Below are 14,105 nucleotides of genomic sequence, written 5' to 3'. Positions count from 1 at the left end.
GAGGTCTTGCGTTGATCGCTATTGATGAAAGTGAAGCAATACACGCTTATTCGAGATGTTAGCCTTGGCTGTTTGCACGTTATTGTCAGCCAACCATCAAGCGGACTTCCATTCACTTTATTTTCAATAACGAAAGGCTAGTTGATCATTTGCGAACTTGCAACGACTTTTGTAGCGGTTTGTATTCGCTTTTAGGCGTATATCGTCGCTTCTCCAGCGGTGGAGAGTACTGCATAACGGTTGCTTTGGTGAGAAATTGGCATAAAAACGAGGCGTTTAGAGAAGGAAAGCAGCCGCTGAGTGAGATAAGCGAATGTTCGTTTGTTTCGTTTTTGAAAATATACGTAAAAAAACCGGCCTGGAGAGGCCGGTTAGGATCGCTAGTTAAAGCGAGAAAGGACTACTTAACGCTGGTTTCTGCTTGCTGCGGCGTGGCCACAGGCGCTGCATTGTGATTAATCAACGTCGATTTATCATTAGCAAACGCGTCATAGGCGAAATCATCAACCGTCAGCATCTCGAGTACCTCTGCCTCGAAAGTGCGCATAAACTGTGCGTCGTCTTCTGTGATAATCCCTTTGTCCAGTGCGGCTTCAATGCGTGCTTCAGGATGTAGTGCCGTTTGTGGCAGCTCACCTTTGGCATAGGCTTTGTTCACCGTGCGGTAGAGGGTTTCGGCACGGTCATAATCCACCAGCAGCGCGTTGTAGCGCGCAAGCGGGTTAGACTCTGCGCCATCATCTTTATCCCATGTATTGGAAAGTAGCTTGCTACGCAGGGCGCTATGTGTGGATACGCGCTGTGCGATATCGCGAGCCAAGTCGTCATGCGGTTTATTCCAACGGCGGCCGGTCGGCATTATGATAACTTTCAGTGCCTTGCCTAACGCGCGGTTCGGTAGGTTATCGAAAATTTCAACGAACGCCTGTTCGGCACGGTTCAGTAAGAACCGCAAGCTATAGTGTAGCAGCGCTTCTTCACCCTCGACTTGGTCACCGGTGTGCCACTGTTTCAGTACCATGGAAGCTAGATACAGATTGGACAGAACATCACCCAAGCGTGCTGACAGCATTTCGCGCTTCTTGAGTTCAGAGCCAAGGCTGGCCATGGCGGCGTCGGCACATAGGCCAAAGCCTGCTGAAATGCGTGCAATATCCTGGGCGTAAGTAGCCGCAGGGCCACTAAAGGGGACATTTGCTTTGCCCAAGCCAAACCCAAGCGTAAAGGCACGGGCAGCATTGCCGAAAATTAGCCCTGCGTGGCCAAAGAAGGCTTTGTCGAAGGCTTTAACGTCGTTGGCATCTTTAGCGGCTAGCTCGTCCAGTACATAGGGATGGCAGCGAATCGCACCTTGACCAAAGATCATCAGGTTGCGGGTCATAATGTTGGCGCCTTCCACGGTGATTGCCACCGGGTTAGCACTGTAGCCAATGCCTAGGTAGTTGCGTGGACCAAGGGTAACGGCTTTACCGCCGTGAACATCCATTGCGTCACTAAGCAGCACGCGCTGGAACTCGGTCAATTGGCTCTTCAAGATGGCTGAAGGAACAGCGGGTTTTTCGCCATGGTCGATCAGGTTGGCGGTCTGGTAAACCGTAGCAGCAGAGATGTAAGCCAGCGAGGCCATGCGTGCTAACGGCTCCTGTACGCCTTCCATTTCAGCGACGGGTACGTTGAACTGACGACGTACGCGGGTAAAACCACCGCTCCAGCCTAGCGCGTAGCGGGCGGTGCCGGTCGCACCAGAAGGTAAGGTAATGCAGCGACCAATCGAGAGGCACTCGACCAGCATGCGCCAGCCTTGGCCGATCATGTCTGGGCCGCCAATAATGGTATCCAGCGGCACAAATACGTCGTTACCTTTAATCGGGCCGTTCATAAACGGGCTGCCGATAGGGTGGTGACGGCGACCGATATCCATGCCCTGAGTATCCCGGGGAACGAGTGCAAGGGTAATACCGCGGTCTTCTTCGTCACCGAGCAATTTTTCTGGATCGAAAAGACGGAAGGCTAGGCCTACCACGGTGGCGATGGGAGCCAGGGTAATCCAGCGTTTTTCGAAGTTAAGGCGTAAGCCAAGCACTTCTTCGCCATTGATAACTTGCTTACAGACAACGCCTGTATCCGGTAGCGACGTGGCATCAGAGCCAGCACGCGGGCCGGTTAGGCCGAAGCAGGGGATTTCGCGGCCATCAGCAAGGCGCGGCAAGTAGTGATCTTTCTGTTGTTGAGTGCCGTATTTAAGCAGCAGTTCGCCTGGGCCAAGTGAGTTCGGTACGCCAACGGTGACCATCAGCGTCTCATTAGCGGAGAGCTTCTGCAGCACCATGGACTGTGCCTTAGCTGAGAATCCGAGGCCGCCGTACTCCTTCGGAATAATCATGCCGAAGAAGCCTTCTTTCTTTAGATAATCCCACAGTTGTTGGGGGAGGTCAGCGCGTTCTTGGGCGATATCCCAGGCGTTACACATGCCAGCTGCTTTCGAACACTGATTATCCAGAAACGCTTGTTCTGCCTCGCTCAGGCCGTTGTCTTTATAGTTAAGTAACGACTCCCATTGAGGTTTGCCAGAGAAGAGCTCGCCATCCCAGGAGACGCTGCCCGCTTCTAATGCCGTGCGCTCCGTATCGGACACTTTCGGCGCTACCTTTTTGAAGGTGGCGAAAATGCGCGGCGTCAGCCACTTGCTGCGTAATACGGGTAGACCAGCAATTGCAACGGCGGCGGCCGCAATCAATAGCAGCGTGCCAATAACGCTTGCGCCAAGCACTAAGCCTACTAAGCCCAGTACGCCAAGCAGGGCGAGTGCTGGCGTAGCGCCTGCTTCGCGGCGCATCACCACGAGCAAGCCTGCAACGGCAAGCACAATGAGTAGTAAGGTGAGCATGGATGTTTCTCCGTGGGTGGTTAATTGTGGACGTATTTAAACGTATGTTTGAATATTGTCAGAGTCACCTATATCAGTGCAAGCATTTCACTCTTATACATTCGCTATAGTCTCTTTACTGTAGCGTAAATAGGCCATAAAAAAACGCCATGGCGAGTGGCCATGGCGTTTAGCGTGTTGCATGCAGGTGTGAGTGCGCTACGAAGCCTGTTTCGCGGGTGCGCCGTGAGCGACGTAATAATCCACCTTGGAACGTGGCAAAGGTTCACGTCCACGGATGCGGTCAGCAATTTTCTCCGCCAGCATAATAGTAGGCGCGTTTAGGTTGCCGGTAGGGATCACCGGGAACAGCGAGGCATCGACGACGCGCAGGCCTTCGAGCCCATGTACGCGGCCTTGGCTATCGGTCACTGCCATCTCGCCTTCGCCCATGCGGCAACTGCCACACGGGTGATAAGCCGTTTCAGCGTGTTGCTTGACGAAGTTATCGAGTTCTTCATCACTTTGTACGCTAGGGCCAGGTGAAATTTCACGGCCGCGGTACTTATCAAACGCTGGTTGCGCGATGATGTCGCGGGTTAAGCGAATCGCATCGCGGAACTCTTGCCAATCTTTCTCTTTGGCCATGTAGTTAAACAAGATGCTGGGTGCCGCGTGTGGGTCTTTCGAGGTTAAGCGAATTCGTCCACGGCTTTCCGAGCGCATCGAGCCAACGTGGGCCTGGAAGCCATGTGCCTGGACGGCGCTTTTACCGTTGTAACTGATCGCGATGGGCAGGAAGTGGTACTGCAGGTTTGGCCACTCTTCCTCATCATTGCTACGAATAAAACCGCAGGATTCAAACTGGTTGCTGGCGCCAACGCCAGTACCTTTAAATAACCACTCGGCACCAATTTTTGGCTGGTTGTACCATTTCAGCGCTGGATACAGCGAAATAGGCTCTTTGCATTCGTACTGAATGTACATCTCAAGGTGGTCCTGGAGATTTTCGCCTACGCCGGGTAGCTCATGGACGACTGAAATGCCTAATTCCCGAAGCCATTCGGGGTTGCCTACGCCAGAGCGCTGAAGAATCTGTGGTGAGGCAATGGCACCGCCACACAGCAGCACTTCCCGGCGAGCGCGGGCCTTGTGTGGCTGACCTTTCTGCTCGTAACGCACGCCAACGGCACGTTTGCCATCAAATTCAATCACATCGGTGACTGCGTGGGTTTCAATGGTCAGGTTACTGCGCTGCTTGGCAGTGTCCAGGTAGCCGCGTGCAGTCGATGCACGGCGTCCCTTGGGCGTGACGAAACGGTCCATCGGGCCAAAGCCCTCTTGCTGGTAGCCGTTAACGTCCTCGGTTTCTGGATAGCCCGCTTGTTTCCCTGCTTCGATAAACGTGCGGTAAAGCGGATTATTGCCAGCTTTCGGCGTGGTCACGCTGACCGGGCCGTCGCCGCCGTGGTAATCATTAGGGCCAATATCGCGGGTTTCGCACTTTTTGAAATAGGGCAGGCAACTGAGGTAATCCCACTCTTCCAAGCCGGGTTGCTTGGCCCAGTTATCGTAATCCAAGGCGTTGCCGCGGATATAGCACATGCCATTGATCAGTGAAGAGCCGCCCAGGCCTTTGCCTCGGCCACACTCCATACGGCGGCCATCCATATACGGTTCGGGATCGGTTTCAAATGCCCAGTTGTAGCGTTTGCCTTGTAGCGGGTAGGCCAGTGCGGCAGGCATTTGGGTGCGAAAATCGAAACGGTAATCGGGGCCGCCTGCTTCAAGCAGCAAAACGCTGACGTCACTGTCTTCGGTGAGGCGGGTAGCCAGTACATTGCCGGCCGAGCCTGCACCGATAATGATGTAATCAAATTCGCGTGATTGAGACATGCTTTTACCTTGGAGGAGCCGAATGATGGGTAATGAGCCGGTAGGCATAAAAGAGATACTTCTCTTCGATATACCTACCGAGAGCGTCCATTACTTCGATTAGAACACCGACTCAAACGGCCCCATCTCGATCTGTACGGACTTGGTCTGGGTGTAGTGATTGAGCGTCTCGACGCCGTTCTCACGGCCAATGCCCGACTCTTTGTAACCACCTACCGGCATCTCAGAAGGAGACTCGCCCCAGGTGTTGATCCAGCAAATGCCGGCTTCCAACTGGTGAATAACTCGGTGAGCACGGTTTAAGCTTTCGCTAAACACACCCGCCGCTAGACCGTATTTGGTGTCATTAGCGCGACGAATAACGTCATCTTCGTCTTCAAAGGCGAGTACGGACATTACTGGGCCAAAAATCTCTTCTCTTACGATACGCATATCGTCAGTGCAATCGGTGAAGATGGTGGGCGCAGCCCAAGCCCCCTTCGCCCAATCACCGCTATTCCACGCATCGCCGCCTGCCAATACTCGCGCGCCTTGCTCTTTACCCAGGGCAATATAGGAAAGCACTTTTTGCTGATGCTCAAAGCTTACTAGCGGGCCGAAGTTAACGCTGGGGTCCATCGGGTCGCCCGCTTTGATACGCTGAACACGTTCAGCCAGCTTCGCCTCAAAGGCGTCTTTGACGCTGCGCTCCACGAACACGCGAGTGCCGTTAGTGCAAATCTGGCCGCTGGAGTAGAAGTTGGCCATCATGGCGGCATCGGCGGCACGATCTAAATCAGCATCGCCAAACACGATCAGCGGAGATTTACCGCCTAGTTCCATGGTGACGTCTTTCAGCGTAGAGCCACCAGCAGCGGCCATCACTTTTTTGCCCGTGCCGACTTCGCCAGTAAACGATACCTTGGCGATACCAGGGTGCTCCGTCAGCATCGCGCCAACGCGGCCATCGCCTTGAACGACATTGAAAACACCGTTAGGCAGGCCTGCCTCAGTGAAAATTTCAGCCAGTTTGATAGCGGTTAGCGGTGTTACTTCACTAGGCTTAAATACAATGGCGTTGCCCGCTGCCAACGCCGGTGCGGCTTTCCAGCAGGCGATTTGAATGGGGTAGTTCCAGGCGCCAATGGCACCAATGACGCCGAGTGGCTCGCGACGGGTATACACAAAGGAGCTATCACGCAGCGGAATCTGGCTGCCTTCGATAGCGGGGGCAAGGCCAGCGTAGTACTCCAGGGCATCGGCACCCGTCATAATATCGACACTGGCGGTTTCACTAATAGGCTTGCCGGTATTTTGAGTTTCCAACTCGGCAAGCTCATCGTTTCGTTCTCTTAACAGTGCAACAGCGCGCAGCAGAACACGTGAGCGCTCCATGCCCGTCATCGAAGCCCATTGACGCTGCCCGCGTTGGGCGGCTTCTACAGCGCTATCAACATCAGCTTGGCTTGCCTGACCAATCGTGGCAAGGAGGCTGCCATCGTAGGGGTTTGAAACGGTAAATGTCTCGCCTGAAGTGGCGTCTACCGGACGACCATCAATATAAAGTGGCTGAATATCTTGAGCGGCCATGTTGGTCTCCTTACTGTGTATCTGCAGTGGATGCACGTTGTTGGCATCCATGATGAATAAGCAATTGGTCGAGATAGGTGTGCGCAAGATGTCGCGCTTCAGCGGCATCGAGCCCTTCTGGGGTAAGTGCACCACGCAGCCATAGACCATCAATCATCGCAGCCAACCCGCGGGCGGCATTGCGAGCGTCTGCGCGGGGCATGACGCGCTGGAATTGATGACATAAATTGGCGTACAAACGGCGGTCGTTAACATTCTGTAGCCGCTGAAGCACGGGCTTATGCATGCTGCTAGCCCAAAAGGCGAGCCATGTTTTGGCGGCAGGGCCGGTCACCTGGGTGCGATCAAAGTTACCTTCGATGATGGCGCCAATATGAGCTCGGGGGGAGTCGTCTTCTAACGCACGGCGGCGTGCTGCAACGGCGTCACTAAGATCGGTCAAGATCTGCCGCATCGTTGCTTCCAGCAGGCCATCCTTGCCGCCAAAGTAGTGACTAATAATGCCCGCCGAAACGCCAGCATGACGGGCAATTCGCATGACGGTTGCTTCTGCTAAACCAACTTCGTCAATGGCCGCCATGGTAGCCTTAATTAACTGCTGGCGGCGTATCGGTTCCATTCCCACCTTAGGCACAGCTATCTCCTACTGACGTTGAATGCCCATTGGCTCCTGTCCTTGAAAACCAGGAGTAGGCATGATTACCTGGGTATGATGACATTTTTTTATTGAACGTTCAATCAATAAAAGCCTGCGTTGTTTTCTCGTCTCTACGACTGTTGCGTATAGGGCGTGTTCATATAAAACCGATAATGGGGAAGATCAACATGAAACGGACATACACACGAAGCCTAAGTACATTACTGCTGACTGCCTGTTTACCGGCAGCTGCCTATGCTAATGAGTGTAGTAGTGTTCGCTTTGCAGAAGTGGGTTGGACTGATATTACAGCAACGACAGCATTGGCTAGTGAAGTACTGGAAGCACTTGGTTATGAAACGCGTGTCGATACTGTCTCGGTGCCGATTGCTTATGCGGGCATGAGTAATAATGATTTTGACGTCTTTTTAGGTAACTGGATGCCATCGATGGCATCTATCAGCGACCCCTATGTGGAGCGTGGCGAGGTTGAGCGCTTAGCGGTCAACCTTGAGGGAGCTAAGTACACCCTGGCAGTGCCCCAATATGTCTATGATGCGGGCGTGACCTCCGTTAATGATCTGGCAGAGCATGCTGATCAGTTTGAGCAGCGTTTACACGGCATTGAAGCTGGCAATGATGGTAACGAGCTGATTGAGCAAATGATTGATGATAGCGCCTATGGGCTAGGTGATTGGCAAGTCATCGATTCGAGCGAGGCGGGTATGCTGGCTGAGCTTCGCGCGAGGGTACCCAATGAAAAATGGATGGTGTTTTTGGGTTGGGAACCGCATCCAATGAATACTAATTTTGATATGGCGTATTTATCTGATGCTGGCGACTATTTTGGCCCTAACCTGGGGGGCGCAACCGTACATACCAATACTCGTGCGGGGTTTGTTGAAGCGTGCCCTAATGTCGGTGAATTGCTAAAAAATATGACATTCACCCTGGAAATGGAAAACCAACTGATGAGTGCCATTATGGACGATGGGGTAGACCCGCGAGAGGCAGCACGCAGTTACCTCAATGAAAACGATGATGTGCTAGCAGCATGGCTCGAAGGGGTGACTACTCGAGCTGGCGAAGAAGCACTGCCAGCAGTCCAAGCAGCTTTATAAGCACACTATTCACTTAACAGGGTAGTTGAATGAAAGGCAGGTCGTTTTTGGCTTGCCTTTCATAGTTAAGATAGGCATAATCTGCACCCGTTGATGAGGGAAAGGCTACGTAGCTCAGCTGGTTAGAGCACATCACTCATAATGATGGGGTCCCCTGTTCAAATCAGGGCGTAGCCACCACATCAGCATTAGTACACTCACTTAGAAATATCAGAGTGTACCGTTATGGTGGCCCCTTAGGTCCTCCCGCAACGCTAAACTGCAAACCCCGCCAGGCCCGGAAGGGAGCAACGGTAGTGGTGGCTGCGTGTGCCGGGATGTGGCTTTTGGGGCCGCCTCCATTTCTGTCGTTTCCGGTCTGTTTTGACATAAATTCCGGTTAAAATGACATAATTTGCGGTTTCTCGTGACATAACCTATTTTTGTAGTAAACCTACGAAATGGGGTGCTGTCATGTACAGGCGTAAGCTCCGTCATTCCCGTGTCAAGAACCTCTACAAATTTGCTAGCTTCAAAACTGCTACTACTCACACTGTAGAGTCTTCCCTTGAGTTTGATGCCTGCTACCACTTTGAATACTCTCCTCACGTTAAATCTTTCATTGCCCAACCTATGGGTTTCACTTACTCGATTCATGGGAAAACTAACCCCTATACTCCTGATTTTAAGATAATAAATAATAATCAAAAAATAGCTTTTATTGAGGTCAAGCCCCATAGTAAAACCCTCCATCCAGAATTTTTTCAAAAATTCCAGGCAAAAAAAGAAGCAGCCTGTCAGTTAGGTTTCGAGCTGAGCTTAGTCACTGAGCTTCAAATCAGAAAGTATCCAGTCTTGAATAATTTTAAGCTGCTACATCGTTACGCTGGTTTTCAAAGCCATTGCGAGTTGTATGATAGTGTTTATGGCCTTGTGAAAAGTCACTCTCCCATTTTCTTGCATGAAATTTGTGCTCTATATGACATTAGTTTACGTCCTAGAGTTATTCGCTCACTGGTTTCGTTAATAGCCTCTGGGAAATTAAAGGCCAATATATTGGAAAAGCAAATTGGTAATGATTTGCTTCTTTGGGCATGAGGTGATTTATGTTGGAAGATCCTTTTTTTGATGAGTCTTTAGCAGGCATAGATTTTTCGCAAGCAGCGAGTATAAAAAGCCGTGATGAAATTAAAGATGTGGCATTCATAACAATAGATGATCTTGATGAGGAGTGCGCCGATAAAGCTTTGTTCAAGTATAAAGTAATAAAGTTGGTCAATAAAAGGCTTAACGGAGGCTGGACGAAGAAGAACGTAGAGCCAATTATCTATGAATTATATAATGAAGGTGTTATAGATAAAAAGCCTGGGTGGCAAAGTGTAGCCAGATGGAATGCAAAGTATCGTGTCGATAAAAATTTGCTTTACTTGGTTGATAGAAGAGCTATAAAAAATAATTTTTGTGATTTTAATTCTTTTTCAAAAGACACTTTCTTTTGGGATGCAATCGAAAAGAAATATCTTACACGAGTGAGGGGTTCTGTTGCGACCACTTATCAGTTTTATAAGGATTTAATATTAGTCCATAATAATGAAAATCCAGATAATAAGTTTGTAGCTGTTGGGCGAAGCGCCTTTTACGATAGAGTTAAAAAGCTTCCACCTTATATTTGTGACTTGAAGCGTTATGGCAAACGATATGCGGATAAAAAATATCGATTGATCAATAGTTTCACAAAATCTACTAGGGTGATGGAGCGTGTTGAAATCGATCATACCGCTCTTGATTTGATCTTGCTTGATGATAACTTGAATGTCCCTATTGGAAGGCCATTTATAACTGCCTTGGTTGATACATTTAGTAAATGTATTGTAGGTTTTTATTTAAGCTTTAGAGGGCCGAGCTATAATTCTGTAAGGTGTGCAGTATTAAATGCGTGCTTGGATAAAAAAGACTTGTTGGAAAAGTATCCAGACATCGAAAAAGATTGGCCATGTCAAGGACGTATTGAAACACTTGTTGTTGATAACGGCGCAGAGTTTTGGTCGAAAGATCTTGAGAGATTTTCTGCCTCAATAGGAATGAGCGTTGAGTACAATCCAGTTGGAAAACCATGGAAGAAACCTTTAGTTGAGAGAATATTCAACACTTACAATACAGAATTTATTCATCAGATACCGGGAAAAACTTTCTCAAGTGCAAAAGATTTAGAAGGTTATGAGCCTGAGAAAGATGCGCTATTACCATTTTCCAGGTTTTTACATCTGCTTCATATATGGGTTGTAGATATTTATAATCAGCAGCCAAATAAACGTAGAACCAATATACCTGCTTTATCGTGGCAAATTGGGTGTCAAGACTTTCCACCGGTTGTTTACCAAGGGGCTGAAAAACAAAGATTCAAAATCGAAAGTTTTCCCACCGTCTATCGCGATTTACGACCAATTGGGATAGAGGTAGATCATATAAGCTATAGCAACGAAATGCTGGTAGAGTTCAGAAAAAATCACCCGCCGCCCCCTGGTCAGAAAAAGCACAAGCTTTGTGTTAAGCGAGATCCGTCTGATGTTTCTTTTGTGTATGTGTTCTTACCTGAACTGGAGAAGTATATCAAGGTTAATGCTATCAGTCAGGAATTCCAGTTAGAGGGCGTCTCTATTTTCCAGCACCAAGTTATGAGAAGGTTGTTGAATAACCATATAGAAATTAATACCGATCATAATGGGCTTGCCCTTGCAAATATGAAGCTAAGCGAGAGAATGGATGATATAAGAGAAAATGCTTTAGCTAAGAAGAGGAGTAGCCTAAAAGGAATGAAAAGCGTTGCTGCTTTCATTGGCGTCGATAGTGAGAGTGATGCAACTTTTGAAAGTGTACACCGTGACTTGAAAAATAGAGATAATGCTATGTTTTATTCTCTAGAAGACAGCTCAAAAGATTCAAAAAACTTTGAGCATGTCGATGATTGGCATAATATTGCCGATGATTTGGAGCCATACTCATGAATATGTTGATAAATAATGAAAAGCTAGAACAGCAAATTTATTTCAAGAATTGTTATATTAATCATCCATCTGTCGCAAGAGCCATTAACTCTCTAGAAATTCTGAAGGATAGCCATGCATTAGGAGGTGAACAACAGTGTATGTTGATAATTGGAGATCCAGGTTCAGGTAAGAGTAGATTGGTTCAAGAGTTCCAATCTAAATATCCAGATTATATTGAAAATGACACCGTTATCAAACCTGTGCTTGTTTCAAGAATCCCAAGCAAGCCCCATGTAGAAAATATGTTGATTCAACTAATGATAGATTTAGGTCAGTTTGGGGCTGATACAAGGCGAGAGAGGCGACGTGAAGCGGGTCTTGCTGAAGCGTTAGTTAAGATGCTCAAAAAGTGCAAAACTGAAATAATAATAATTAATGAGTTTCAGGAATTGATAGAATTTAAATCCGTTGAAGAACGGCAAAGAATAGCTAATATTTTGAAGTTGGTAAATGAAAAAGCAAATATTCCTATAGTGCTTGTTGGTATGCCTTGGGCAGCTGAAATATCAAATGAACCTCAGTGGGCTTCACGTTTAATGTGCGCAGTAGAATTGCCTTATTTTAAATTTTTAAAGTTAGAAGATAGAGTTGAGTTTACTCGTTTCATTAAAGGGTTAGCCTGTAAGATGGGTTTTGAAAAACCTCCCAGTCTTCATAGTGACGAAATTTTGTTTCCTCTGTTTTCTATTACACGAGGCGAGACAAGAAAAATTAAAAAGATTTTAGAAGCCGCTCTTTGTTTGGCATTGTCTAAAAATGAGAATACTGTTTGTAAACAGAGTTTTGTAGAGGTGTGCGATAAAATTTTTGTAGGTATAGACAATGCATTTAAACTTAAACTAGAAGATGTTCCGATTAGTGAAGTTTCGAAATACTCTTCATATAACCGTTATTCAACTGTGGAATCTGAAACATTTGTTGCGACACAGTTCACTCGTAAAATCTCAACGCGTGAATTATTTTCGAAAAATTAAACAATTATTCAGATGTCTCATTTCGGCAAATAACAATATGGGCGCTTCTAAAACAACACTATTGCATTTCTGCTAAGAATCTCTTAGCATATTTTTGTGTCATCTTGCGCTAGCCTAGCGGCTTTCCAAGTAGCGATGGTGTTTTCATGGACAGTCCGCTTCCAGATCGCTTGAGAGCCGCCAGGCAAGCAGCGGGTATGACACAAAGGCAGTTGGGTGAATACCTCGGCATGGAGCCGAATCTGGCGAGTGCGCGTATGACGCAGTATGAAAAGGGGCAGCATGCGCCCAATTTCCAGTTGCTGAAGAGGCTTTCAGAGGCACTAGAGGTGCCCATTCCCTATTTTTTCTGCGAAGACGATACCGTGGCAGAATTGATCCTTGAGTTAGATAAACTCGACCCTGCAGAACGCCAACGCTTGTTGGAACAGCTTAAAAAGGGCAGTGCGCCTAGCGAAAGCTGATCTCGTTACTGATCAGCCGCCTGCAACTTCAACGTAATTGACCTTGATGAGCGCCTTTTGACTTCTTTCAGCTACAACTCTGATCTGATTGGCGGTGGACTGATGGTGCGCGAAAGCCGTGCCGTAGCTGAGTTGCTGCTCTCTGATGCGGATGAAGGGCAGTGGCACCAGGCAATCATCATTGATAACCGCCTCCAGAAGAACCGTCCCGCCACTGCTAAACGTGCAGGGCAAGCGATTCGCAAGCGCTTAGAGAAGCTGGAGCCACCGTTTTGGCGAGCGCTTCGCGATGGCGACGACCAGCTCGCCACACAGGTGTCTTTCTGTGCGGCTATGGCGCGTAATTTGTTATTGGTGGAATTTCTCGAAAGTGTCGTCGCCGATGCGTTCTTAACCCAGGCGGAGTCGCTTCAGGCCTACCAGTGGGATGAGTTTTTAGCAGAGCGTGCACACCGCGATGAAGCAATAGCAGGGTGGGCGGAAAGCTCCAGACGTAAAATGGGGCAGGTGGTGTATCGTATGTTGGCGGAAGTCAGCATATTGGCGTCCAGTCGCTCGCGCAAGTTACAGCCCTTGATGCTGCGGCCAGAAGTAAAAAGCTTGCTTGAAACCTACCAGCACGAACGACTACAAACATGTTGTCGTCGGCTGCGCTAATGTTCATTTTGCCTTCTTAACCTCGTTCTTTTCTTAAAAACCGTGCTCACGTCAAAACACGACTAAGTAGACCTTGCAACGCAGGTGGCAAGCTGCATTGTCTTATCAAAAATCAGCCTTTTGCATTAAAAATGCCTTGCATCAAGGATGCTAGACACAGGGACGCATCCGCATCTCACAGAGTGATCACTACCCATCCCCATCGGTTTTAACCACCACGAGGATGAACAGCTCCGGGCACGGTTGAACTAAGTGGCCGAAAAAATCACGCGGCCCAATTTTTTAGCAGGCCAGGTGTTGTGCTTACCATTTACCTAAGCGACAAAGGCATGCCAGGGGTTTACCGCATCGAAATGCAGGTAACGGCGGGTAGCGGCAAGCTGGCCATGCCAGGGCTTTGGAACTCTACTGCTGCCAAAGAGAAGGTCAAAATGGCTTTTGATTACTTCAAGGCCAACGCCAGCCGTACCAGCGGTGCCCGTAAGGTGCTAGAGCACGACTTCCACCTTCATGTGGTCGACTACAAAATAGCGGTGTGCTGCGATATCTTTCGCTCGCCAGCTTGGTTGCGTTCTCTTCAGGGCTGGTAGGTAAACCTACACAGAGCCAAATGGTGGTGTTAGGCGATATGAGCCTGGGAGGGAGCTTAAAACCCGTCGAAAGCCTAGAGGAGTGCCTACAGGTTGCTTTTGATGTCGGTGGTAACCGCGTCACCCTGCCCATGAGCAGCGCTTTGGATATACCTACCCTCCCCGGAGAGCTATTCACTGAGTTTCAGACCAGCTTCTATGCCGAACCGATCGACGCGGTGGTCAAAGCGCTTGGTGTGGATTAAGGTTAATGAGTCTACCGTGATACTGTTTTCATAGTCTGGCACGCATTGCAGGAGGCGTTT

At 48.8% G+C, this 14,105-nt stretch carries 12 protein-coding genes, 1 tRNA gene and 1 other RNA gene; 10 read left to right on the top strand and 4 right to left on the bottom strand.

The features are described from left to right. Positions 1-400: 400 nt before the first annotated feature. The 4 genes from NF683_RS18510 to betI all read right to left on the bottom strand — a co-directional run bounded on the left by NF683_RS18510 (position 401) and on the right by betI (position 6,965). Positions 401-2,887: an acyl-CoA dehydrogenase gene (locus NF683_RS18510; RefSeq protein WP_089038533.1), complete on the bottom strand. Its 2,487-nt coding sequence runs from the start codon at positions 2,885-2,887 to the stop codon at positions 401-403. Between the two features lie 198 nt (positions 2,888-3,085). After that, a complete protein-coding gene (gene betA, locus NF683_RS18505) occupies positions 3,086-4,762 on the bottom strand; it encodes a choline dehydrogenase (protein ID WP_089038532.1) in 1,677 nt (558 codons plus the stop codon). Between the two features lie 99 nt (positions 4,763-4,861). Continuing rightward, positions 4,862-6,331 (bottom strand): betaine-aldehyde dehydrogenase, encoded by a 1,470-nt coding sequence (betB, locus tag NF683_RS18500; protein WP_253920684.1) that lies wholly within the window; start codon positions 6,329-6,331, stop codon positions 4,862-4,864. Between the two features lie 10 nt (positions 6,332-6,341). After that, positions 6,342-6,965 (bottom strand): transcriptional regulator BetI, encoded by a 624-nt coding sequence (gene betI / locus NF683_RS18495; RefSeq protein ID WP_193059614.1) that lies wholly within the window; start codon positions 6,963-6,965, stop codon positions 6,342-6,344. A gap of 191 nt (positions 6,966-7,156) precedes the next feature. On the opposite strand from betI, the gene NF683_RS18490 reads away from it, so the two are divergent. The 10 genes from NF683_RS18490 (at position 7,157) to NF683_RS18445 (ending at position 14,045) form a co-directional block, all read left to right on the top strand. After that, complete coding sequence (locus tag NF683_RS18490) at positions 7,157-8,089, top strand: choline ABC transporter substrate-binding protein (protein ID WP_253920683.1); 933 nt, start codon at positions 7,157-7,159, stop codon at positions 8,087-8,089. A gap of 103 nt (positions 8,090-8,192) precedes the next feature. Continuing rightward, positions 8,193-8,269, top strand: a tRNA-Met gene (locus NF683_RS18485). A gap of 55 nt (positions 8,270-8,324) precedes the next feature. Continuing rightward, positions 8,325-8,421, top strand: an RNA gene (ffs, locus tag NF683_RS18480) — signal recognition particle sRNA small type. A 121-nt stretch (positions 8,422-8,542) separates the two neighbouring features. After that, a complete protein-coding gene (locus NF683_RS18475) occupies positions 8,543-9,166 on the top strand; it encodes a TnsA endonuclease N-terminal domain-containing protein (RefSeq protein ID WP_253920682.1) in 624 nt (207 codons plus the stop codon). A gap of 8 nt (positions 9,167-9,174) precedes the next feature. After that, positions 9,175-11,073: an integrase catalytic domain-containing protein gene (locus NF683_RS18470; protein WP_253920681.1), complete on the top strand. Its 1,899-nt coding sequence runs from the start codon at positions 9,175-9,177 to the stop codon at positions 11,071-11,073. Further along, a complete protein-coding gene (locus NF683_RS18465; RefSeq protein WP_253920680.1) occupies positions 11,070-12,089 on the top strand; it encodes a TniB family NTP-binding protein in 1,020 nt (339 codons plus the stop codon). The genes NF683_RS18470 and NF683_RS18465 overlap by 4 nt, the downstream gene beginning before the upstream one ends. A 146-nt stretch (positions 12,090-12,235) precedes the next feature. Next, complete coding sequence (locus NF683_RS18460; protein WP_009095642.1) at positions 12,236-12,553, top strand: helix-turn-helix domain-containing protein; 318 nt, start codon at positions 12,236-12,238, stop codon at positions 12,551-12,553. Between the two features lie 57 nt (positions 12,554-12,610). Further along, on the top strand, positions 12,611-13,210 hold the full coding sequence (locus tag NF683_RS18455) for a DUF1819 family protein (protein ID WP_253920679.1): 600 nt from the start codon (positions 12,611-12,613) through the stop codon (positions 13,208-13,210). A gap of 299 nt (positions 13,211-13,509) precedes the next feature. Then, the gene (locus NF683_RS18450; protein ID WP_253920678.1) at positions 13,510-13,800 is read left to right on the top strand and encodes a hypothetical protein; all 291 of its coding nucleotides are present in this window, start codon (positions 13,510-13,512) and stop codon (positions 13,798-13,800) included. A 20-nt stretch (positions 13,801-13,820) separates the two neighbouring features. Next, the gene (locus NF683_RS18445) at positions 13,821-14,045 is read left to right on the top strand and encodes a hypothetical protein (RefSeq protein WP_253920677.1); all 225 of its coding nucleotides are present in this window, start codon (positions 13,821-13,823) and stop codon (positions 14,043-14,045) included. Positions 14,046-14,105: the final 60 nt, after the last annotated feature.

The organism is Halomonas sp. MS1 (genome assembly GCF_024182575.1).
GTDB lineage: Bacteria > Pseudomonadota > Gammaproteobacteria > Pseudomonadales > Halomonadaceae > Vreelandella.
Note: the sequence above shows the minus strand (reverse complement) of the source record. Positions and strands in the feature narration are given on the sequence as shown.

Coding starts and splice junctions, on each gene's coding strand:
- NF683_RS18510 (WP_089038533.1), bottom strand. CDS start 2,887: ATGCTCACCTTACTACTCATTGTGCTTGCCGTTGCAGGCTTGCTCGTG.
- betA (WP_089038532.1), bottom strand. CDS start 4,762: ATGTCTCAATCACGCGAATTTGATTACATCATTATCGGTGCAGGCTCG.
- betB (WP_253920684.1), bottom strand. CDS start 6,331: ATGGCCGCTCAAGATATTCAGCCACTTTATATTGATGGTCGTCCGGTA.
- NF683_RS18490 (WP_253920683.1), top strand. CDS start 7,157: ATGAAACGGACATACACACGAAGCCTAAGTACATTACTGCTGACTGCC.
- NF683_RS18475 (WP_253920682.1), top strand. CDS start 8,543: ATGTACAGGCGTAAGCTCCGTCATTCCCGTGTCAAGAACCTCTACAAA.
- NF683_RS18470 (WP_253920681.1), top strand. CDS start 9,175: ATGTTGGAAGATCCTTTTTTTGATGAGTCTTTAGCAGGCATAGATTTT.
- NF683_RS18465 (WP_253920680.1), top strand. CDS start 11,070: ATGAATATGTTGATAAATAATGAAAAGCTAGAACAGCAAATTTATTTC.
- NF683_RS18460 (WP_009095642.1), top strand. CDS start 12,236: ATGGACAGTCCGCTTCCAGATCGCTTGAGAGCCGCCAGGCAAGCAGCG.
- NF683_RS18445 (WP_253920677.1), top strand. CDS start 13,821: ATGGTGGTGTTAGGCGATATGAGCCTGGGAGGGAGCTTAAAACCCGTC.